Consider the following 21,614-nt stretch of genomic DNA (forward strand, 5'->3'; position numbering starts at 1 on the left):
CGTCAAATGAGCGATCCGTGCTCTATCAGTGATTATCGGCAGGGGTCAGCTGCGCGTTAGGAGAAACTGTTACAGGTTTTCGGCAGGTTTCTTCGCCGGGTGTGCTGCTGGCGGGCCCCGGGGTTTGTCCGGGGCCCGTCAGCCGTTGACGTCGAGGTACACGGCGCCGGAGGGAGCTCCGACGCCGGGTACCGAAGAGACTGCGTGCAGTTGCCCGGCCACGTCCTGCCGGGCAGCTTCGAGCCGCCGGGCGATGCGCTCCTGCGCTTCCGAAAGAGCCAGGGCACGACGCCGGGCCGCGGCGGGCAACGGTCCCGGGACCGCCGGCGGCTGCCAGCGCTTCTCGGCCTGGGGCTGGGCTCCGGTCTGGGGTGCGCCGGACAGCGGGCCCAGGGGGTCGTTCAGCGTGCGCTCCGCGGCACCGACGGCCATCTCGAGCATGTCCAGGACCGCGTTCCAGGCGGTCTGTGCGGTGTCCGTGCCGGCGGTCCGGTTCAGCGTCGTCTCCGAAAGTTGCATGCCGACTCCCCCTACTTTGGTTTCCATGTCGGTCCAGTCACCCAAAACCGAGGCTCCCGGTTCCAGATCCGGACTGCGCGTTCCAGGCACCTGCCGTAGCGAAACCGGAGGGTGCGGCAGCGGCAAAGGCCGTGGCACCGGCAGGCGCCGGAACAGGAACAGCCGCGGCGGCCTCGTGCCAGGTCTGACGCAGCGGTTCCAGCAGGGCAATGGCTTCGCCGGTCAACGAGACGTCGCGCTGGATGTTCGCGTTGATTAGTGCCGTGGAGACGTAGTTGTAGACCCCCAGCAGGCCATCGGCGCCGTCCCAGGCATCGACTTTCAGCGAGGAGGAGAGTTCAGTGACGATGGCCTGGGCGTGGAGCAGGTTCTCCGTGGCAACCGGCCAGTTGGCTGTCTCTTGGGCTGCCTGGGCCCGACCGAGGTCCAGCAGGAGCCGGTCGTAGAGCATGGTGAGCAGGCGTGCCGGCGGGGCCGAGAGGACGGAGTCCGCGAGGTACTGGTTGCGCTGCGCGGAGTTGCCGTAGCCGCTGCCATAAGAGGTGGTGGTCATGCTGAGTTACTTCCTGAGAGGCCGGCGAGTTGGGAGGTGAGCCAGGACGACTGCGCTTTCATGCCGCTGAGGGCAACCTCGAGCGCCGTGTATGTCTGCTGGAGCGTGGCTCGGCGGGTCACCAAGCGATCGTCCCAATTTTCGATCTGGGTAGCGAAATCCTTGGCGTCATTCTGCTGGCCCTTGATCTTGGTGCTCAGGAGTCCCGTGGTGGGGTCTGATGCCTGTTTTGCGGCATCCGCCACGCGGCCCGCGATCGTGGCGACGGCGGCCATCGTTCCTGCGGGATCCTTGGCGAGGGCATCACCGAACTTGGTGGCATCGAATTCCATGGTGCCGGTCTTCGTCAGGGTGATCCCGAACTCGGCCGGGGATTTGCCGTCAACGGGCTGGGACGCGGCGGACAGTACCGCCGCGTTGACCTGGCGGATAGTGCTGTCTCCGGTAAACACACCGCCGGACGTAACGGGCTTGCCGGTAGCATCCGTACTGCTGACCACTGTGCTCTTGGTGGAAATCTGGGCCAGGACACCGTTGACCGACCCGACCAGGTCCGAGGCGGCCTTGCTGATTTGGGCGTTGTCGCGGGCGACGGTGACCGTGACCGGCGCCGCCCCCACTTCTGTGACAGTAATAGAGGCGCCCTGGAGCAGATTAGAAAAGGTGTTTGTGGAAGACGTTGCAGTCTCCTCGGCTCCAGTTCCTGCCCAGAGGACGACTGACGCGTCCTGGGCCTTCCGGATTTCCGTCAGGGGCAGTGGCACGGCGGTCAAGTCCGCCACCGCCGCCGCATTTCCGCGATAGACCGAAAAGGTGTTCTTGGCACCCGGGTCCGAGGCGGTGAACTGGAGACGGTAGCCGCCTGCGGCGATGGGGACTTTGGTGGCGGAGATTCCGGCACCGGCTCCGTTGATGGCTGCGAGAACGTCATCCAGCGAGGTGGTTTTGGCCGTGATTTCTTTGGCAACGCCTGCGATGGCTACGGTCAGTACGGGCGGGTCGTCCGGCCACTCTGTCAAGGCACCGGAGACTGACGATTGTTTCTTCGCCAGGGCGCTGACCGTGAAGTCGATTGAACCCGCGGAGGCTCCGGCTCCGACGGTCACGGACGACTTCGGCGAGCTACTCGAGGCCGAATAGAGTTCCAGCCCCTTGGGCTCGGCAAGCTTGGCCGCCTTGGTCGCGAGGTCTGCGACCGCGGAGTTGAGTCCCTGCAGGGCGGAGATGCGGGTCTGGACCGCAGCGGCCTTGCTCTTGATCAGGTTCTGCGGCGCAGCCTCGATGGTCATCAGCGAGTTGATCAGGGACGTGGTATCCAAACCGCTGGAAAGTCCGTCGATAGAAAGTCCCACGCCTACAACTCCTTAGAACTTCTTAGATCGAGCCAGTGATGGCGGCTGATACTGCACAGCGCCCGGGGAAAGAGTCCCCTCCCCGGGCGCCATGTTCAGGATGAACTACTCTGTGAACATCACCGGGGTGATTGTTCCGCTGTTGTTTAGCGCAGGAGCTGCAGAACACCCTGGTTGGACTGGTTGGCCTGAGCCAGCATTGCGGTGCCGGCCTGGGACAGGATGTTGTTGCGGGTGAACTTGACCATTTCCTCAGCCATATCCGTGTCGCGGATACGGGAGTTGGACGCGGTCAGGTTTTCCTTGGCCACGTTGATCGTCTGCACAGCCGACTCGAGACGGTTCTGCGAAGCACCAAGCTCGGCACGGGCGGTGGAAACGGCGGTGATTTGCTGATCCAGGACCTTGATGGAAGCCTGAGCGCCAGAGGCGCTCGAGAAGTCCAGACCGTCCTTCACAATAGTCGCGTCTGTAGCTCCCAAGACAGCGGCAGACTGGGTCACAGTTCCACCGGACAGTGCAGTAACGGAGAGCTCGGACACACCAGTACTTGTCTTCACAACGGAGGCGACCATTTTGGATGAGAACTTGGAATCAGCATTGAGCGCCGAGGCAAGCTCATCCACCGTCTTGAATCCAGCGGCCGGCTTCTTCAGATTGTCCGTTGTCACTGCGGTAGTCGAGTTCGTGTCTGCGATTGAGAAGGTGACAGCCTGGCCGGCATCGAAAGCCGACAGATCCGTTCCGGCTGTTGCAAATACAGTGGTGGCCGTCGTACCGGCGCCCAACGTGGATGCAATCTTGCCCACGTCGGCCTTCGTGAGGTCCACAGTGATCTGGCTGGCGGCGTCGCTGTTGGCACCCACCTGGAACTTCAGCGCTGCGGCGCCGGCCCTAGAGCCGTCGAGCAGCTGAGCACCATTGAAGTTCGTCGACTTCCCAATCCGGTCAAGTTCCGAAACCAAACTGTCAGCTTCGGTCTTGATCGCATTGCGGGAATCGGCGTTGTTGGTGTCGTTGCCGGCCTGGACGCCCAGGTCGCGCAGGCGCTGCAGTATGGACTGGGTCTGGTTCAGGCCGCCCTCAGCGGTCTGGACTGCGCCGATGCCGTCCTGTGCATTGCGGGAGGCGACAGTGAGGCCGCCGATCTGGGACTTCAGGCCCTCGGACAGTGCCAGGCCGGCCGCGTCGTCACCGGCGCGGTTGATGCGCAGGCCGCTGGAAAGCTTCTCCAGGGACTTGGACAGGTCGTTCTGGGTGTTGCTCAGGTTGCGGTACGCGTTGTTCGCAGCCAGGTTGGTGTTGATCTGCATTCCCATGATGTTTCCTCCATGATTTGGGACGGTGTGCGATGGCCCATCCATGGGCCTTCAGGAGTAGTTATCGCCATTTGGGAAGCACAGGTAAGGAGAATTCCAAAATTGTTTTTCGACTTCCTTTTCACACCGCTCACCTTCGTTATCCGCCACATTCCTGCTAACGGATCACGCTCACCGGCCGATAGTTTCTACGAACCCTGCTGACGGCTGCAGCTGACCCTGATGTACTGCACGCCCAGCACCACAGCACTAGTTACCTTGAGGGAGCCGTCCAGACCATGGCCATCCACGAACTTTCAGCCCTGCTATGGCGGGAGCGCGAACTTCTGGACGTTCTCACTTTCAAACTGGAGGAAGAGCAGCTGCTGCTCACGTCCGGCAAATCCCGCTGGCTGCCGCACGGTACCAAGGAAGTCGAACAGGTTCTTGGACACCTCTCCCAGGCGAGCCTGGCCCGCACCATCGAGGCCGCCGTCGTCGCCGAAACCTGGGGAATGCCCACAGATTCCTCCCTCAGCGAATTGGCCGCCGCCGCTCCGGAAGGACCCTGGTCTGAGATCCTCACCGCGCACCTGGCCGCGCTGACCCGGCAGACCACCCTGATCAAGGAACTGCGCGACTCCAACGAGCAATACCTGCGCACCGCGGTTCGCTCCACCCAGGAGTCCTTGGCGGATCTGCGGCCCACCGCCGCGGGCGGAACCTACGATGCTCAGGGCAAGACCGGGGTATCCGCCGGCTCCCGCATCTTCGACCAGCAATTCTAAGGAAGCGACCTTGAGTACCTTCGGCGCCCTGAACACCGCCTACCGTGGACTGACCGCGGCCCAGCAAGGCATCAACGTTGCCGGCCAGAACATCGCCAATGCCGCCACCGAGGGATACACCCGGCAGCGCGTCGAGCAGTCATCACTGGCCGCTCCCGCCCGTGGTCTCTTCAGCGGCGGCCTGCTGCAGGCCGGCCAGGGTGTCTCGATGGACGGCATCGCACGCCTGGGCAGCAGCTTCTTGGACGCCGGAGTCCGCTCCGCGGGAGCCAAGGCTGGCTACGCGGACGCGCAGTCCGCCGCAATCCAGGGAGTGGAGGGGATCCTCCAGGAACCGGGCGACAACGGCATCTCGGCCGCGCTCCATGGTTTCTGGTCCGCCTGGGCCGGCGCTTCAAACCAGCCCGACGACGCGCCGGCCAAAGGGCTCGTGCTGCAGGCCGGGAACGATCTTGCCACCAAGGTCTCCTCGTCCTACCGCGCCCTCGGCGAGCAGTGGAGCGGCGTCCGGGGCCAGGTACAAGGGTCCGTGGAAACCGTCAATGCTGCGGCCGCACAGGTGGCCGCCTACAACACGACCATTCGCTCCGCCCTCGCCGCGGGCGGATCCGCCAACGAACTGGTCGACGCCCGGGCCAAGCTCACGGAAACGATCTCCCGGCTGACCGGCGGCACCGTCAGGGAACAGCCCGACGGCACGGTGGATGTCCTTGTGGGCGGAAACACCCTCGTCACGGGCAGCTCGGTCCGTGCCCTCGCCCTGTCCGGAACCCAGACCGGGGACAAACTCGGCGCCACTGTGCAGCTTGAATGGGCCGACCGCCCCGGCGCCGCCATCGCTGACATCAGCGGCGGCATCGGCGGCGCATTGTCCGTCCTGGCCCCTGCTGCCCGCGGCGGAGCCATCGCCACGGCCGCCGACTCGTTCAATCTGTTCGCCGGCAAGCTAGGGGACGCTGTCAACGCCCTGTACTCGGGCGGGAAAACATCCGGCGGAATTACGGTCGACAAATTCTTCAGCGTCTCAGCCACCGATCCCGCACGCAGCCTGGCGGTAGTACCCACAGATTCGGCGGGGATCGCCGTCGGCAGGGCGGGCCAAGGAAACCTAGACGGCAGCCTCGCGGACAAGATCTCACAGCTCGGAACCGGCCCGGACTCCCCGGACAATGCCTGGGCAAAAATAGTCACCACCATCGGCGTGCAGTCCCGCGGCGCGCAACAGCAGGAATCCCTCAGCTCCGCGGCCGAAATCTCGGCGCTGACCAGCCGCTCCTCTGCGGCATCCGTGAGCCTGGACGAGGAAAACATCAGCCTGCTCACCAACCAACACGCCTATCAGGCAGCGGCCCGCGTGATGACCGCCGTGGACCAAGCCCTCGACGTACTGATCAACCGCACCGGACTGGTAGGAAGGTAGCCATGCTGAACCGCGTAACAAACCTCACCATGAGCGTGGCCGCCCAGCGGACCCTGCAGACCCAGCAGTCCAAGCTGGCGCAGCTGCAGGAAAAAGCCACCACGCTGGAGAAGATCTCGCGACCCTCCGACGATCCCACTGCCACCGGCGAAGCGCTGCAGACACGTGCCCGGATGGCGGCCAACGCCCAGTACGGCCGCAACATCGAGGACGGCGGCCGCTGGCTCACCGCTTCCGACTCGGCCTTGGGAGAGGCCAACAACGTGCTTAACAAGATCCGCGACCTGACCATCCAGGCAGGCAACGGCGCGCTCAACAAGACGGCCAAGGACGCCATAGCCATCCAGCTGGACGGCCTGAACCAGGACCTGCTCTCCATTGCCAACACGAAGCACTTGGGCCGCAACATCTTCGCCGGCAGCTCGGATGCGGCGGCGGCCTTTGGTTCGGCAGACCCTTCAACTTTCAACGGCACACCGGGCAGCACAGTCGCGCGGCGCATCAGCGCCGACCAGACGGTCCGGGTCGACGCTGACGGCGCCAAGATCTTCGGCGAAGGCGCAACTTCGGTTTTCACACTGGTCAGCGGCATGGCTAATGCCTTGCGGGCCGGAACCGACATTTCCGCGAAGCTGAAAGACGTTGACACAGTGTTGAACAACGTCATCAACGGACGTGCTGAAATAGGTACACAGCAAGTTCGTCTGGAACGTGCTGGCAGCGTCAACACTGATTTGGAGGCCACCTTGGATGCGCAGAAGATGGGCATAGAAAAGCTGGACCTTGGCAGCGTCATCATGGACCTGAAACTCCAGGAGACCAATTACCAGGTGGCTCTGGCCGCAACGGCACGGGTTCTTCAGCCCACGCTGATGGACTTCCTCCGGTGAGTACTGCCGTGCTGAACACGCCAGTGACCTTCACCGTTCCGATGCCGGGGCTCGAGAACGCCCACGACTTCACCCTGCGGAGCGTCGAAGGCGCAACCGGGCTGTACGCGCTGGAAGCGACCTCCGGTACCCCCGCGAGGCTGTTCCTGGCTGACGCGGCCGTCTTCGTCCCCGGTTATAGCCCGCCGTTTCCGGCCGCCGCGCTGGAGGCCCTGGCGCTGGAGCCCGGCGGGAAACCGCAGATACTGGTGGTGCTCAACCACTCCCCCGCCACAACCACAGTGAACCTCATGGCCCCGATCGTGCTGAACCCGGCCACCCGCCGCTGCACCCAGCTGGTCCTGGACGGCCGCGACTACCCGCTCCGGGCAGACCTCAATTCGCTCTAGCTCACCAGAAATGCGCGACGTCGATCACCAGCCGCGAACCGGCGTCGGGCCCGGCCAGGGTGAACACCCGGAACGGCAACCGTGCCCGGACGCCGAGCCCCAGACTGGAGTAGCCCTCGAAACTGCCGGCCCACGCCACCTGCCGGAAGGTCTGGTAGCCGGTGACGTTGGCCAGTTCATTCTTGTCCGCCGGGTTGTAGGTGGCGTTGCCGTTGTCGTCATAGGCCGGGGCGTTGACCGTGACCTGGAGGAAGGCCTGGCCCCGCAGCGGGACCGGCAGTCCGGAGCCGTCCTGCACCACCTGCGGGACGTACCGGACGGTGTAGCCCGCAACCGGTCCGTTAAGGTCAATCACCAGCCGGTCGAAGCAGTAGTGCTGGCCCGTGCGGACGTTCGTCACCTGGGCCTGGCTCATCGCCGGATCGGCTTTGACGAGCGACCCCCAGACCTGCCCGCAGTACGGCGACGCCGATGCGGGGCCCGGCGCCACCAGCCCCGATCCGACGGCCAGCAGGACCGCTATCAGCCACACCCGGAACGATTTCATTTGGGCCGCCCCCTCTAGAGATGAGATAACTCCAGAGTACGAGCGTTTCGGGGCCGAATCGAGGGGCCCGCGCCATCGGCGTCCAACCGTTAGGCCGGGGTGTGGCCGGTCACGGAACGGTTGCGCCGCCGTCGTCCGCTGGGCTGGCAGTCCGGGAGAAACGCCGAAGCGCCGGTCCTTTTGCGGGATCCGGCGCTTCGTAGTGCCTTGATGTCTTGCGATGTTGCTGTGAAGTGGTGCTGCGCGGCGGAAAGTCCCCTAGCCTTCGCAGTCGCGGCAGTACTTCAGGCCGTTCTTTTCCTTGGCCACCTGGGACCGGTGGCGGACCAGGAAGCAGGAGGAGCAGGTGAATTCATCGGACTGCTCGGGAACAACAATGACGGTCAGTTCTTCGCCGGATAGATCAGCTCCGGGAAGGTCGATGCCTTCAGCGGTGTCGTTCTCATCGACGTCGATGACGGCAGTCTGGGCGCCGCCGCCGCGGGACGCCTGAAGTGCCTCCAGCGATTCGGCCGGAGATTCTTCTTCTGTCTTGCGTGGTGCGTCGTAATCGGTAGCCATTTGGGGGTTCACTTTCGTTGCTGCGCAGCGCCATTTCAGGCACCTCAGTGAAGCAGTTTAGGACATTATGCACGTTTCGAAGAATAGTGTGGCGAATCCGACAGATTGCGTCGGCCGCCCCGCGAGGGGTCGGACAGGTCATCGAAGTGCGTCGAAGCGCTGCTTGAAAGGTGCTCAGCCGGCAGCCAATGCGGTTGGCTGTCCGCTCAGGCGACCGGCCAAACGACGAGCGTCTTCCACTTCGCCGGGTCAGGCTCCGCGGCAGGGTCGCTGAGGTAGTACTCCCACATCGAGTTCCCCGGCGTCAGGCCTTCGGCCTGCATCTTCCCCATGATGGCCCCGTAGGTCTCGGGAAGAGTCTCGTAGGGGCCGACATGCATGGCTTCGAAGGCCCGGCCGGCCGGAAGCGATCCTGCGGCCACCCCACCTTCGACACCGCCGGGGAACGGTGCCGCCACCGGAAAGCCAGCCTCGACGTCGACGACGTCGGTGGGCATTCCCCGATACATCGCGAACGGCGGCCCGGCCACCTGGACGTGCTGTTGTTCCGCCGCGCTCATCACCGAACGATAGGCGCGGCCGAAGAACTCCCGCAGTTCCTTCATCGGAACGGTTTCGCGGAGTACCGCGGTCGGTTGTTCCTGGAGTTGGCTGGTCTTGATGTCCGGCGTCTTTTCCGGAGTCGTTTCGGTCATAGGGCAAGAATCCGCTGTGCGGATTTCGCGGTCTAGGGCCTAACGTCCCAGGCGCAGCGTCCGGGCCCCATGGTGTCCGGCCCGCCGACGCCGGCCTGGACGCCGGCTGGTCGATCAGCCAAAACAAAACCGCGCCGCCGCCGGGATACTTCCCGGCAGCGGCGCGGTTCGGTTCTTCGTGGGGCCCCCTGTCGGATTCGAACCGACGACCCCCGCTTTACAAGAGCGGTGCTCTGGCCAACTGAGCTAAGGAGGCATTCCTGTGCGCGGGCCGGCGCCGGACCACGATGAGGGGCCTGGCGCCATGGCGCTAGATAAGGTTAGCCCACGGATGCCCGGTGATAAAAACAGGCCCGGCTCCGGAAGAATCCGGAACCGGGCCTGCGGTTTTGCTGTGGGGCTGTACCGCTTACTTCTTCGCGTCGATGGCGGCCTGGAGGAACTCGTTGAACGGGGTCTGGGCGCTGTCGCCCTTGCCCCACTGCTTGCCCTCGACGAGGACGGTCGGCGTCCCGGTAACCCCGATGGCCGCTGCCTGCTGCGTGGTGTATTTGACCCACGGGCGGTAGGTCTTTCCGTCCACGCACGCGTCGATGCTCTTGGCCCCGACGTCGGTGGCCATCTTCTTCAGGTCTGCATCGGAGATGCCGGCGCTGCCTTCGGCGGGCTGCTTCGCAAAAAGCAGGTTGACGAAGTCCGCGTATTTCTCCGGTGACTCGTTCACGACGCAGGCCGCCGCATTGGCCGCGCGGGAGGAGTAGTTGGTGGTGGACCGGGAGTCCAGGAAGCCCAGCGGGCGGTATTCCACCGAGATCTTGCCTTCGTTGCGGAGGTTCGTCAGGGTCTCGTTGTACTGGGTCTCGAAGTTCTTGCACACCGGGCAGATGAAGTCGATGTAGAGGACAACCTTGACCGGCTTGCCGGCCTCAGCGTCGGCGCCGGGAGCGGTCACCTGCGCCGGCGGGGTAGCCGGAGCGGACGGAAGGTCGGCGATCTTGACGGTGGCGGGGTCGGTCTTCGCGACGTCCGTGTTGGCTAGCAGGGTGACGCCGCCGTAGACGTTGCCGTTGGCCGGGGTGGGTCCCTCGTCCGCGACCGGGGCGTTGTTCTGGATGTTCGAGGTCACGACCAGCGCCACCACAACGATGATGGCAACGACGGCGGCGACGATGCCCCAGCCGATGAGCAGCTTGTTGCGTTTGTCCTTCTTCAGCTGCGCCTCGCGGATTTCACGGGCTTTCTCGCGGGCCGCGGCAGTTCGCTCTGATTTGGACTGACGGGGTTCGTTTGCGGGGCTCATTAGTTCCTCGGGTCGATCGGCCTGTGGTGTCCACGGGGTGGCAATTCATCATTTTAGGCGAGAAAACTGGGAAGTTGCGCTTTCAACCTTCCTGCACGCCGCCCACCGGACGAATAGCACAGGAGATTCCGCCCCGCTAGGGTGGATACGAGCCACGAGCGAACCCCAGGGGGCACCAATGCAGGCAACCAAACACGCCGAATCGGATCCAAAAGCCGAGAGCGCTGCCGCACGCGGCACCAGCGACACGGATCCGGACTCGCAGTATGACTTCATGGTGGTTTCCAACCGCCTTCCGGTCGACCGCTGCTCCCCGGACGAGCCCGGTTGCGAGGGCGGCTGGCGCCGCTCCCCCGGCGGCTTGGTCACCGCACTGGCACCCATGATGACGAAGACCGACGGCGCGTGGGTCGGCTGGCACGGCGCGCCGGATGAGCATGTCCAGCCTTTTAGCCATGGCGGCATCGACCTCGTGCCGGTCCAGCTGAGCACGCACGACATCGAATTCTTCTACGAGGGATTCTCCAACTCCACGCTCTGGCCGCTCTATCACGATGTGATTGCCCCGCCGGAGTTCCACCGGACCTGGTGGGACTCCTACCGCAAGGTCAACCGCCGGTTCGCTGACGCGGTCATCCACCATGCCAATCCCGGCGCCACGGTCTGGGTCCAGGACTACCAGCTCCAGCTCGTCCCGAAGATGCTGCGCGAGGCGCGCCCGGACCTGAAGATCGGGTTCTTCAACCACATCCCGTTCCCGCCGCCGGAGATCTTCGCCCAGCTGCCGTGGCGCCGCGCCATCATCGACGGGCTGCTGGGCGCCGACCTGGTCGGCTTCCAGCGCCCCAGCGACGCCGGCAACTTCATGCGCTCGGCCCGCCGCTTCCTCGGCGCCAGCGTCAAGCAGCAGCAGGTCCACGTCAAGGGCGCCAACGGCGAGACCACCCACATTGCCCGGGCCCACGCGTTCCCCATCTCGATTGACGTCCAGCAGATCAGCGAACTGGCCAGGAAGCCCGAAATCATCGAGCGTGCCCGGCAGATCCGGGAGGATCTCGGCAACCCCAAGACGATCCTCCTCGGCGTCGACCGCCTCGACTACACCAAGGGCATCCGGCACCGCCTCAAGGCCTACGAAGAACTCCTGGCCGAGGGCAAGGTGACGGTGGAGGACGCCGCACTGATCCAGGTCGCCAGCCCCAGCCGCGAGCGGGTGGAGCAGTACCGCCTGCTGCGCGAAGAAGTCGAGGGCACGGTCGGCCATATCAATGGCACGTATGACACCCTGCAGAACACCGCGGTCCGCTACCTGCACCACAACTACCCGATCGAGGAGATGGTGGCGCTGTACCTGGCGGCGGACGTTATGCTCGTCACCGCCTTGCGGGACGGCATGAACCTTGTGGCCAAGGAATACGTCACGGCCCGGACCAACAACGACGGCGCCCTCGTCCTGAGCGAGTTCGCCGGCGCCGCGGACCAGCTCAAGCAGGCCCTGCTGATGAATCCGCACGACATCGACGGCCTCAAGGACACCATCATGAGGGCAGTCAACATGCAGCCGGCGGAGTCTGCCCGACGCATGCGTGCGATGCGCAAGCAGATCCTCGACCACGACGTCGATCTCTGGTCCTCCGATTTCCTGAGCGCCCTGGAAGAAAAGGTCGTCCGTGATGACTCCTGAGCACGCACCCAAGCAGACACCGCTTTCGCTCTCGCCGGAGCTCCTCGGGGCCCTGCGCCGCATCGCCGCCACCGAACACCTGCTGGTCGCGATGGACTTCGACGGCACCATGGCACCGCTGGTGGACCACGCCGGGGATGCCCGGGCACTGCCCCGCTCGGCAGCGGCCTTCGCCGCCCTCACCGAGCTTCCGCGGACGACGACGGCCCTCATCTCCGGGCGGGCACTGGACAGCCTGCGGGCAGTCGCTTTCCCCCCGGAGAAGACCCTGCTGATCGGAAGCCACGGCGCCGAAGTCTGGATGGGACCCGGGTCCGCGAAGCTGGAACTCGATGACGCCCGCCGGGAACTCCTCGCCGACGTCCGGCGCGAACTGGAGGGCATCGTGGACGAGGCACCGGGCACCCTGCTCGAGGACAAGCCCGCCGGCGTTGTGCTGCACACCCGTCTTGCCGCGGACGATGTCGCGGCGGACGCGGTGGCAGCTGCCCGCGCCGTCCTGCAGGACCGGCCGGGCGTCTTCCTGAAGAACGGCAACCGGGTGCTGGAGACGTCCGTGGTCCACGCTTCGAAGGGGGAAGGCATCGCCTTCCTGCGCCAGGCCGCCGGAGCCACGGCGACCGTCTTCGCCGGCGATGACACCACCGACGAGGACGCCCTGGCCAGCCTGCTCCCCGGGGATCTCGGGGTGAAGGTCGGCCTCGACTTCACCCAGGCCGAGTTCCGGATCGAAGCCCCGGAGCACGTTGGCGAGCTACTGGAGGCCCTGCTGCGGGAACGGAAGCGCGCACTTGGCCTGTGACCCCTAGCTCATCCCGGGCCGCGAGTAAGCCGAATCACGTGTGACATCCGTAACATTTTGGCCCGTTAACCAAAAATCTGACATACTCTGGTTGTGATGTGGCGCACAAGAACCGTGCGGCGTCATTGGATACTCCTCGGCTTCGGCCGGGGAGTATGCGCACGATCAGGTGCGGACAACTGAATTAACAACTGAAAAATAAGACCATTCACTACGGATCGTCCGGCACGTACCTGCCGGTGAAGGGATTGATAACTGTGGCTACAGTTACTTTTGATAACGCAACGCGTCTGTACCCGGGCACGGATAAGCCCGCTGTTGACAAGCTCAACATTGAAATCGCCGATGGCGAATTTCTGGTCCTCGTTGGACCCTCCGGCTGCGGAAAGTCGACCTCCCTGCGAATGCTTGCAGGTCTTGAGGACGTAAACTCCGGCCGAATCCTGATTGGCGACCGTGATGTCACCGACGTTCCCCCCAAGGACCGCGACATCGCCATGGTTTTCCAGAACTACGCGCTCTACCCGCACATGACGGTCGCGGACAACATGGGCTTCGCCCTGAAGATCGCCGGCGTCAGCAAGGAAGAGCGCGCCGAGCGCGTCCGTGAAGCTGCCAAGCTCCTGGACCTCGAGCCGTACCTGGACCGCAAGCCGAAGGCACTCTCCGGCGGTCAGCGCCAGCGTGTGGCCATGGGCCGTGCGATCGTGCGCAACCCGCAGGTCTTCCTCATGGATGAGCCGCTGTCCAACCTTGACGCCAAGCTCCGCGTGCAGACCCGCACGCAGATCGCATCCCTGACCCGCCGCCTGGGCGTCACCACGGTGTACGTGACGCACGACCAGGTCGAGGCCATGACCATGGGCGACCGCGTCGCCGTGCTGAAGGACGGCCTGCTGATGCAGGTCGACACCCCGCGCAACCTCTACGACAAGCCGAAGAACGTGTTCGTGGCCGGCTTCATCGGCTCCCCCGCGATGAACCTGCTGGAGCTTCCCGTCGTCGACGGCGGCGTGCAGTTCGGCGGGACCATCTACCCGGTGCCGCACGGCATCCTCGAAGAGGCCAGCGGCAAGACCGTAACCCTCGGCTCCCGGCCGGAGGACCTCGAGCAGGTCGCTGCCGGTGAAGGTCTCCAGGTTGAGGTCGACGTCGTCGAGGAACTCGGCGCCGACGCCTACGTTTACGGCCACACCACGCTGGACGGCAAGAGCCACGACATCGTGGCACGCGTCGACGGCCGCCGTCCCCCGATGAAGGGTGAGTCCATCTACGTTCGCCCGCAGTCGGGCCACGTGCACCTGTTCGACACCAAGACGGGCCTGCGCCTGGGCGACTAGTCCCCACCGGCTCCCTAGCCTCGCTCCGCGTCGGCAAGGGAACCCTGCCGGCGTGGGCCCACCCACCGGCTCCCTAGCCTCGCTCCGCGTCGGCAAGGAAACCCTGCCGGCGTGGGCCCACCCACCGGCACTGCACGACTGACGGCGGTCCTCCCCAGTGGAGGGCCGCCGTCGGGCTTTAACTTCCCTGGCGGCATCCATTCGTTAGGGCCGCCGCCCTTAGTACGGAAGAATTGGTTCATGACCGAGGAAAACCCCATGATCGAGGACAACAGTGCCCGGTGGCACGACGAACCGACCGACTACGGTCAAATCGGCAAACTGCCCCGGTTCGAAGCCGCCAGCGCCAACGACAGCAAGGGCTCTGTGGCCTCGAGCTCGCTGAGCATCACCGCCGCCGCCACCGACCCGGAACTCCTGGACCTGCCGTGGCATATCGCCCTTGAGGACTGGCCGGCGGAAAACCTCGCCGCGCTCCCCCGCGGCATCTCCCGCCACATTGTGCGCTTCGCCCACCTTGGCGGCTCCGTCATCGCCATCAAGGAGACCTCGGAACACGTGGCCCGCCACGAGTACCACATGCTCCGCAAACTCGCCCGGCTGGACGTCCCCTGCGTGGAACCGGTCGCCGTCATCACCGGGCGCACGACGCCGGACGGCCGGCCGCTGAACCCCGTGCTGGTCACCCGGCACCTGAAGTTCTCCATGCCGTACCGCGCACTCTTCTCCCAGATGCTGCGCAAGGACACCCTCACCCGGCTGATCGACGCCCAGGCCCTGCTGCTGGTCCGCCTGCACCTGATCGGTTTCTACTGGGGCGACGTCTCGCTGTCCAACACGCTGTTCCGCCGCGACGCCGGCGCGTTCGCCGCCTACCTCGTGGACGCGGAGACCGGCGAGCTGTATCCGGACCTCTCCACCGGTCAGCGCGAATACGATCTGGAGATCGCCCGCGTCAACATCGCCGGGGAACTCATGGACCTGCTCGACGGCGGCCTCATCGAGGAAAAAGTGGACCCTGTGGCCACCAGCGAGCTCATCATGGACAGCTACCGGCGCCTCTGGACCGAGCTGACCGAGAAGGAATCGTTCGAGATCGGTGAGCGCTGGCGGGTGGCCGCCCGCATCCGGAAACTCAACGAGCTGGGGTTCGACGTCGAGGAATACGCGATCAAGACGACGCAAAACGGTTCCACCATCCAGCTCCAGCCCAAGGTGGTCGACGCCGGGCACCACCAGCGCCGGCTGCTGCGCCTGACCGGCCTGGACGCCCAGGAAAACCAGGCCCGCAGGCTCCTGAACGACATGGACTCCTTCCGGGCCGACAACAACCCCGGGATGGACGAGGAATACAGCGCCCACCTGTGGGTCAGCCAGATCTTCGAACCGATCGTCCGCTCCATCCCCCGCGACCTGTCCGGGAAGCTGGAGCCGGCGGAGGCCGTGCACGAGATCCTGGAGCACCGCTGGTACATGTCCGAGAAGGAGAACCGGCACATCCCGCTGGCCGAGGCGGTGCAGTCGTACATCGACTCCGAACTCCGCCACCGACGCGACGAGGCGGCCATCATGCTGAACCCGGACACGGAGCTGCTCAAGATCCTCGAGGTCGAGACTGAGGAGTCCCGCTACGGCGCGGAGGAGTCCGTCGACGAATACCCGGATTCCGACGACTAGGCTTCCGGCGACCCGGCTTCCGACGGCCGGGTTCCCGGCGGCCGCGGACGCCGGGTGGTGGCACAGCCGCGCTAAATGGCCTTCCCGGGGTTCAGGATGCCGGCGGGGTCGAAGAGCTCCTTGATCCGGCGCTGCAGTTCGCGCACGGGTTCCTTCTGTTCCAGACCCAGCCAGCGCAGCTTGTACTGGCCGATCCCGTGCTCCCCCGTGATGGTGCCGCCGATGGCCAGGGCCACGGTGATGGATTCGTCCAGCGCGGCCCCGAGGCGCGCCATGGCGTCCGCGGCCACGGTCTTGTCCACCCGGTCCACCCAGAACGTGGGGTGCAGGTTGCCGTCCCCGGCGTGCGCCACCACCTTGAGCTTGACCCGGTGCGTTGCCGCCATGGTCTCCAGTGCCTCCACATAATCGACCAGCCGGGAGCGGGGAACGGCCACGTCCTCGCCCACGCGGTATTCGTCGTCGACCTCCACCCCGCGGCTGTTGCGCCGCAGTTCCACCAGCTGTTCGGCTTCCGCGCTGGCTTCCATGGTCACCACCGCGCCGCCGGCCACGAGGACGGGCCTTATCACCGCCGCCTCCGCCGCGGCGCCGAAGCCGTCGGTCTGGATCAGCAGCAGGGACCGGCCCCTGGAGGCGAGGTCCGAGCCGTGGATCTCGTCGAGCTGGGCGAGGGTGCCGCTGTCGAGCAGCTCCATGATGGCCGGCTGCACGCGCGCCTTTCCCACGGCGAGGACGCCCGCCGCGGCGCTGCGGAAGTCCGGGTAGAAGGCGGCGACGGTGTGCACGTCCTGCGGGAGGTATTTGAGCCTGACGGTGACCCCGACGACGATCCCCAGCGTCCCCTCGGAGCCGACGAACAGCCCGGTGAGGTCATAGCCGGCGACTCCCTTGAACGTCTGGTGGCCGGTGTGGATGAGCGAGCCGTCGGCCAGCACAACGTCGAGTGCCAGCACTGAGTCGCGGGTCACCCCGTACTTGGCGCAGCGCAGACCGCCGGCATTGGTGGCCACGTTGCCGCCGATCGTGGACATCTTGAAGCTCGCCGGGTCGGGGGCGTACATGAGTCCGTGGACTGCGGCGGCCGAGTTGAGATCCGCGTTGATGACCCCGGCTTCGACGACGGCTGTCTCGTCATCGGGGTTGAGGTCCAGGATGCGGTTCATCCGCTCCAGGCTCAGCACGACGCAGTCCTTGCTCGCGTGCGCACCACCGGAGACCCCGGTCCCGGCTCCGCGTGCCACAAGAGGCACCCCGTGTGTGGCGCAGGCGCGGACGGCGGCCTGGACGTCTTCGACTGATTCGGCCCGAACCACGGCCTGCGGCAGCTGGAAGTCCAACACCGGCGCCTGGTCCACGGCATAGAGAGCCAGCGTGGGGGCGTCCAGGGCGACTTTCGCCGGGCCCAGGGCAGAGGTGAGCTCGTCAATGATGCTCATGCGGTCTCCAGTTCGTCGAATCCGGCTTTCAGTCTAAGGCGCGGCCGTCCCTGGCGGCCTAAGGCGGCGTGGTGCCCGGCAGCATGGCGCCTGGCATCACCCAGACAGCAGCCGCGGCGCCGCGGGTGCAGATCAGGGCGCCTGGGGCCGCGCCATCCGCCCTGATCTGCCCATCGGCGAGGTCACGCGCCCTGATCTGCCCATCGGCGAGGTGACCTGCGCTGATGTGGAGGCAAAACCCCGGTGGGGGCCGGTGGCATCATCGGTGATGCGGATCACAACTGCAAGCGCTTCCAAAGTATACGGTGACTATGACTCCGGAAAGTCATATTATTGGTGGGTAACACCGGCGGTCGAATCAGTCCAGCCAACCCGCCGCCTCAGGATGAAGCCGCACTTCAGTGCCCTGACAGGGCGCGGCGTCAGTGATTATCCAGACGCTGGCAAAAATGACGCGCCGAATTTATGTCTGGAAGCGTTTTCAATTGTGAGGGTTCAGCCTTACGATTACCGGCATGTCCGTTGACTCAGCACTCATCGCCCCCGCCGAACTGGCCGGGCCCCTGACCAGCCCCTTGACGCCGGTCCACGCCGCAGACCACCTCCCCGGCTGGTGGCGCTCGGCCGTGATCTACCAGGTGTACCCGCGCTCGTTCCGGGACCTGAACGGCGACGGTGTGGGCGACCTCGCCGGGATCACCGCGGAACTGCCGAAGCTGGCCGAACTGGACATCGACGCCGTCTGGCTCTCGCCGTTCTACCGCTCACCGCAGCGCGACGCCGGCTACGACGTTAGCGACTACTGCGATGTCGATCCCCTCTTTGGCACGCTGGCGGACTTCGACGCCATGATGGCCGAGGCCACGCGGCTGGGCCTGCGGATGATCGTGGACCTCGTCCCCAACCACTGCTCGGACCAGCACATCGCCTTCCGGGCAGCCCTGGCCGCGCCCGCCGGCAGCCCGGAACGGGACATGTTTATCTTCCGCGACGGCCGCGGGCAGTTCGGTGAGGAGCCGCCGAACAACTGGCAGTCCCACTTCGGCGGGCCGGCCTGGACCCGGATCACGGAACCGGACGGCACACCTGGCCAGTGGTACCTGCACCTCTTCGACACCTCCCAGCCGGACTTCAACTGGGACAACGACGCCGTGCACGAGGAATTCGAGCGGGTTCTGCGCTTCTGGCTGGAGCGCGGCGTCTCCGGCTTCCGGGTGGACGTCGCCCATGCCCTGGTCAAAGCCCCGGGCCTGCCGGAGTGGGGCGGCCGTGCCGACGGCAGCAGCTGCGACGGCTACCCCGGCCATGACGCCCCGATGTTCGGCCAGCCGGCCCTGCATGACATCTACCGCAAGTGGCGGCGGATCCTGGCCGAGTTCGGCCCGGACCGCATCCTCTGCGCGGAAGCGAACGTGGATCCGCTCCCCCGTCTGGCCGACTGGGTCCGTCCGGACGAAATGCATCAGGCCTTCAACTTCCCGTACCTGCACGCCGGCTTGGACGTCCACCGCATGCGCGGCGTCATCACCGAATCCCTGGCTGCGCTGGACTCCGTCGGCGCCCCCACCACCTGGGTGCTCTCCAACCACGATGTGGTCCGGCACGCGACCCGGTTCGGATACGACGGCCACGCGCCGCGCGACGGCGACGGAATCGGCAGCTTCGATCCCCAGCCGAACGAGGCCCTCGGCCGCTCCCGGGCCGCGGCCGCTTCCATGTTCATGCTTGGCCTGCCCGGCGGCGCCTACCTCTACCAGGGAGAAGAGCTGGGCCTTCCCGACGGGATCGACATCCCGGACCAGCAGCGCCAGGACCCCACCTTCGCCCGCACCGGCGGCGAACGGCTGGGCCGGGACGGTTGCCGCGTGCCGCTGCCGTGGCGCACCGCGGAACTTCATGCCGGATTCGGCGACGGCGCCGCCCCCTGGCTTCCGCAGCCGGCAAGCTTCGTGGAACTGGCCCGTGACGCCCAGGCGGCCTCGCCGTCGTCGCACCTCAACCTCTACCGGCGCATGCTCGCCGCCCGCCGCCAAATCGGGCTCGGCCAGGGGTCGCTCGCCTGGGCTGAGGACTGGTGCACGGACAGCTGCCTAGCGTACCTGAACGGGACCACCCTGATCCTGCTCAATGCGGGGCAGAACGCCATCGACCTGCCGGCCGGCCGGGTGCTGCTGCGCAGCTCCCAGGACCCCGCCGGGGAAGGCCTTGAGTCATCTGGACCGGGCGGCGCCGGGCATCGGTTAGGCTCAGGGGAAACTGTTTGGCTGGAAATCTACATCTAGGACGCGGAGAGCTAAGAATGCCCGGCATCAAGGACGTCGCTGAGCGTGCTGGCCTCTCCGTAGCCACCGTTTCGCGGGCCTTGAGCGGCAAGGGCAATGTCTCAACCCGCAGCCGGGAACGTGCGCAGGCGGCCGCGGCCGAACTCGGGTTCGTCCTGTCCTACCACGCCTCCAGCCTGGCCTCCGGCCGGAACCACAACGTCGGCCTCGTGGTTCCGTCCGTTCACCGCTGGTTCTTCTCCTCGGTGGTGGAGGGGGTCTCGGCCACCCTGCTGGACGCGGGGTACGACCTCACGCTCTACAACGTCAGCGAGGGACAGGAACGCCGGCACAGCGTCCTGAACGACTTCCTGCTGCGCAAACGGGTGGATGCGGTGATTGCGGTCTCGCTGGAGCTCAGCGAGGCCGAAATCCAGCAGCTGCTCGCGATCCACCGGCCGATCGTCGGGATCGGCGGACCGCTGCCCGGGGCTTCGACCATCCGCATCGACGATTCGGGGATCGCGCAGGCCGCGGCCCGCCACCTGATCCAGCTCGGCCACAGCAAAATCGCCCATATGACCGGTGACGCCGCCTACGAGAAGGACTTCCGGCTGCCCGGAACCCGCCAGGGCGGATTCAAGAAAGCCATGAAGGACGCCGGACTGGCGGTCCGTCCGGAATGGCAGGTCTCCGCCGATTTCACCATTCAAGGCGCCTACGCCAGCGCCCGGCAGCTGCTGGGCGGCCCCGTGGAACGCCCGACGGCTGTCTTCGCGGCATCCGACGAGATGGCGATCGGCACGATTCTGGCCGCCCGCGACTTCGGACTCCGGGTGCCTTACGACCTGTCCGTGATCGGCATTGACGGCCACGAACTCGGCGAGGTCTTCGGGCTCACGACGATTGACCAGGACGCCCGCGGCCAGGGTGCGCTGGCGGTCCGCCGCCTGTTGGCTGGACTCGACGGAGTCGGGGACCCCGGGGCGGCCGACGCCGAGTTCCCGACCCGCTTCGTAATCCGTTCCAGCACCGCCGTCCCTCCAGTGGACTCAGTGCCGCTCCGCTGAACGCAGACGTTCCCGCCGCCGGCGCCCGCCTGCGGGCCGCGGCGTCGTGCAGGCGTGCAGGCGTGCAGGGTCAGCCTGCGGTCCCCATGAAGCGCACGAAGCGGTCCAACACCTCCGGCCAGCCGGCGGCGTATTCCGCCCGTGTCGGTGCAGGATCCTCGGCGCCTTCCCATCCGCTGTGGACGAGGCGCAGTTCCGTGCCGCCCTCGACGGCCCGGAACGCGACGCGAAGCTCCGTCGACCACACGGCCGACGAGCCGGGGTGCCAGCTGGCGTGGAAGGACAATGGGGGCTGCCAGTCGTCAATGGACCCCCAGATGGCCGTGCGGCCGTCGTCCGCGCTCTCCAGGATCAGATGCTCCTCGAATTCAACGTAGGAGCCGGCCCCGAAGACGCTGTGCTCCTCGAGCGGCCACCACAGGTGGGTGTGTTCGGTGAAACCGACAAAGGCGCGGGCGACGGCACCCGGAACGACGACGGTGTAGACGACGGGGTCCAGTCCGTCCGCCGGCTCCGGCGTCTCGGGAGCGTCGGAGGCTGCGTGGCTGAAGAGGTTGTCCATGGTCATCAACTCTACCTGCGGCCCGACGCCCCCTCGCTTCCGGCGGCGCCTAGCCGGGATGCCCGGGATCTCCGGGGTCCTGTGGCTGCGGTCCTGTAGAAGGGACGGGCCGTTAAATGCGGGAGAGCCCCGACCATGGTGGTTGGGGCTCTCGACCGTTTAATGATGTTCCGGCGGTGACCTACTCTCCCACACCCTCCCGGGTGCAGTACCATCGGCGCTGTGGGTCTTAGCTTCCGGGTTCGGAATGGGACCGGGCGTTTCCCCCACGCTATGACCGCCGTAACCCTTGCTCCCGTTCCGTCCACGCCCCGTGGGGTGTGGTGGTGGGAAATCTGGTGTTACAACTGTGGTGTTGTTATTGTGTTGTGGTTTTGTTCCCTGGAACGAACTCGCTGTGTGGTGGCGGGTTTGTTGTTTGGGAACCACATAGTGGACGCAAGCAGTCTTGTTTCTTTTTACCACCC

20 protein-coding genes, 1 tRNA gene and 1 rRNA gene are annotated in these 21,614 nt (G+C 65.8%); 10 read left to right on the forward strand and 12 right to left on the reverse strand.

Annotated elements, in window-relative coordinates; translation table 11 throughout:
• Nucleotides 1-138 precede the first annotated feature (138 nt).
• The 4 genes from QCD75_RS00805 to QCD75_RS00820 all read right to left on the reverse strand — a co-directional run bounded on the left by QCD75_RS00805 (nucleotide 139) and on the right by QCD75_RS00820 (nucleotide 3,743).
• Nucleotides 139-519: a hypothetical protein gene (locus QCD75_RS00805; RefSeq protein WP_301224714.1), complete on the reverse strand. Its 381-nt coding sequence runs from the start codon at nucleotides 517-519 to the stop codon at nucleotides 139-141.
• A 37-nt stretch (nucleotides 520-556) separates the two neighbouring features.
• Nucleotides 557-1,072: a flagellar export chaperone FliS gene (gene fliS, locus QCD75_RS00810; RefSeq protein WP_301224716.1), complete on the reverse strand. Its 516-nt coding sequence runs from the start codon at nucleotides 1,070-1,072 to the stop codon at nucleotides 557-559.
• A complete protein-coding gene (fliD, locus tag QCD75_RS00815) occupies nucleotides 1,069-2,424 on the reverse strand; it encodes a flagellar filament capping protein FliD (RefSeq protein ID WP_301224718.1) in 1,356 nt (451 codons plus the stop codon). Before fliD ends, fliS begins: the two co-directional genes overlap by 4 nt.
• 146 nt (nucleotides 2,425-2,570) lie before the next feature.
• A complete protein-coding gene (locus tag QCD75_RS00820; RefSeq protein ID WP_301224720.1) occupies nucleotides 2,571-3,743 on the reverse strand; it encodes a flagellin N-terminal helical domain-containing protein in 1,173 nt (390 codons plus the stop codon).
• A 278-nt stretch (nucleotides 3,744-4,021) separates the two neighbouring features.
• Between QCD75_RS00820 and QCD75_RS00825 the strand changes: the two genes are divergently transcribed.
• Genes QCD75_RS00825 through QCD75_RS00840 form a run of 4 tightly spaced genes read left to right on the forward strand, consistent with a single transcriptional unit; the run spans nucleotide 4,022 to nucleotide 7,209 of the window.
• Nucleotides 4,022-4,510 (forward strand): flagellar protein FlgN, encoded by a 489-nt coding sequence (locus QCD75_RS00825; RefSeq protein ID WP_301224722.1) that lies wholly within the window; start codon nucleotides 4,022-4,024, stop codon nucleotides 4,508-4,510.
• Between the two features lie 10 nt (nucleotides 4,511-4,520).
• Nucleotides 4,521-5,930: a flagellar hook-associated protein FlgK gene (gene flgK / locus QCD75_RS00830; protein ID WP_301224724.1), complete on the forward strand. Its 1,410-nt coding sequence runs from the start codon at nucleotides 4,521-4,523 to the stop codon at nucleotides 5,928-5,930.
• A gap of 2 nt (nucleotides 5,931-5,932) precedes the next feature.
• Nucleotides 5,933-6,820 carry a flagellar hook-associated protein FlgL gene (gene flgL / locus QCD75_RS00835; RefSeq protein ID WP_301224726.1) on the forward strand — a complete coding sequence of 296 codons (888 nt, stop codon included), beginning with the start codon at nucleotides 5,933-5,935 and terminating at the stop codon, nucleotides 6,818-6,820.
• Nucleotides 6,817-7,209, forward strand: a complete 393-nt coding sequence (locus QCD75_RS00840) for a flagellar assembly protein FliW (RefSeq protein ID WP_301224727.1) — start codon at nucleotides 6,817-6,819, stop codon at nucleotides 7,207-7,209. Before flgL ends, QCD75_RS00840 begins: the two co-directional genes overlap by 4 nt.
• 1 nt (nucleotide 7,210) lies before the next feature.
• Here QCD75_RS00840 and QCD75_RS00845 read toward each other — a convergent pair whose 3' ends face one another.
• The 5 genes from QCD75_RS00845 to QCD75_RS00865 form a co-directional block, all read right to left on the reverse strand.
• Complete coding sequence (locus tag QCD75_RS00845; RefSeq protein ID WP_301224729.1) at nucleotides 7,211-7,756, reverse strand: AMIN-like domain-containing (lipo)protein; 546 nt, start codon at nucleotides 7,754-7,756, stop codon at nucleotides 7,211-7,213.
• Nucleotides 7,757-8,014: 258 nt separating this feature from the next.
• Nucleotides 8,015-8,317 carry a DUF4193 domain-containing protein gene (locus QCD75_RS00850; protein ID WP_056741192.1) on the reverse strand — a complete coding sequence of 101 codons (303 nt, stop codon included), beginning with the start codon at nucleotides 8,315-8,317 and terminating at the stop codon, nucleotides 8,015-8,017.
• Between the two features lie 206 nt (nucleotides 8,318-8,523).
• On the reverse strand, nucleotides 8,524-9,012 hold the full coding sequence (locus tag QCD75_RS00855) for a GyrI-like domain-containing protein (RefSeq protein ID WP_301224734.1): 489 nt from the start codon (nucleotides 9,010-9,012) through the stop codon (nucleotides 8,524-8,526).
• Nucleotides 9,013-9,191: 179 nt separating this feature from the next.
• Nucleotides 9,192-9,268: transfer RNA gene (locus QCD75_RS00860), tRNA-Thr, on the reverse strand.
• Nucleotides 9,269-9,421: 153 nt separating this feature from the next.
• Nucleotides 9,422-10,312, reverse strand: a complete 891-nt coding sequence (locus tag QCD75_RS00865; RefSeq protein WP_301224736.1) for a DsbA family protein — start codon at nucleotides 10,310-10,312, stop codon at nucleotides 9,422-9,424.
• Nucleotides 10,313-10,586: 274 nt separating this feature from the next.
• On the opposite strand from QCD75_RS00865, the gene QCD75_RS00870 reads away from it, so the two are divergent.
• From QCD75_RS00870 to QCD75_RS00885, 4 genes are all read left to right on the forward strand, one after another.
• Nucleotides 10,587-11,996, forward strand: coding sequence for an alpha,alpha-trehalose-phosphate synthase (UDP-forming) (locus tag QCD75_RS00870; protein ID WP_301224775.1), 1,410 nt, complete (start codon nucleotides 10,587-10,589; stop codon nucleotides 11,994-11,996).
• Nucleotides 11,986-12,798: a trehalose-phosphatase gene (otsB, locus tag QCD75_RS00875; protein WP_301224738.1), complete on the forward strand. Its 813-nt coding sequence runs from the start codon at nucleotides 11,986-11,988 to the stop codon at nucleotides 12,796-12,798. Before QCD75_RS00870 ends, otsB begins: the two co-directional genes overlap by 11 nt.
• Nucleotides 12,799-13,055: 257 nt before the next feature.
• Nucleotides 13,056-14,138, forward strand: coding sequence for an ABC transporter ATP-binding protein (locus QCD75_RS00880; protein ID WP_301224740.1), 1,083 nt, complete (start codon nucleotides 13,056-13,058; stop codon nucleotides 14,136-14,138).
• A gap of 258 nt (nucleotides 14,139-14,396) precedes the next feature.
• Nucleotides 14,397-15,815 carry a DUF4032 domain-containing protein gene (locus tag QCD75_RS00885; RefSeq protein WP_301224777.1) on the forward strand — a complete coding sequence of 473 codons (1,419 nt, stop codon included), beginning with the start codon at nucleotides 14,397-14,399 and terminating at the stop codon, nucleotides 15,813-15,815.
• Between the two features lie 71 nt (nucleotides 15,816-15,886).
• On the opposite strand, the gene QCD75_RS00890 is transcribed toward QCD75_RS00885, so the two are convergent.
• Entirely contained in the window at nucleotides 15,887-17,254 is a 1,368-nt protein-coding gene (locus QCD75_RS00890; protein ID WP_301224742.1) for an FAD-binding oxidoreductase, read from the reverse strand.
• Nucleotides 17,255-17,769: 515 nt separating this feature from the next.
• Between QCD75_RS00890 and QCD75_RS00895 the strand changes: the two genes are divergently transcribed.
• A complete protein-coding gene (locus tag QCD75_RS00895) occupies nucleotides 17,770-19,536 on the forward strand; it encodes a glycoside hydrolase family 13 protein (RefSeq protein WP_301224744.1) in 1,767 nt (588 codons plus the stop codon).
• A gap of 17 nt (nucleotides 19,537-19,553) precedes the next feature.
• The gene (locus QCD75_RS00900) at nucleotides 19,554-20,585 is read left to right on the forward strand and encodes a LacI family DNA-binding transcriptional regulator (RefSeq protein WP_301224746.1); all 1,032 of its coding nucleotides are present in this window, start codon (nucleotides 19,554-19,556) and stop codon (nucleotides 20,583-20,585) included.
• 70 nt (nucleotides 20,586-20,655) lie between these two features.
• Here the strand turns inward: QCD75_RS00900 and QCD75_RS00905 are convergent, their stop codons facing one another.
• Entirely contained in the window at nucleotides 20,656-21,147 is a 492-nt protein-coding gene (locus QCD75_RS00905; RefSeq protein WP_301224779.1) for an SRPBCC domain-containing protein, read from the reverse strand.
• A 168-nt stretch (nucleotides 21,148-21,315) separates the two neighbouring features.
• Nucleotides 21,316-21,432: ribosomal RNA gene (rrf, locus tag QCD75_RS00910) — 5S ribosomal RNA — on the reverse strand.
• Nucleotides 21,433-21,614: the final 182 nt, after the last annotated feature.

The sequence above is a fragment of the Arthrobacter sp. PsM3 genome (assembly GCF_030433895.1).
Classification (GTDB): domain Bacteria; phylum Actinomycetota; class Actinomycetes; order Actinomycetales; family Micrococcaceae; genus Arthrobacter.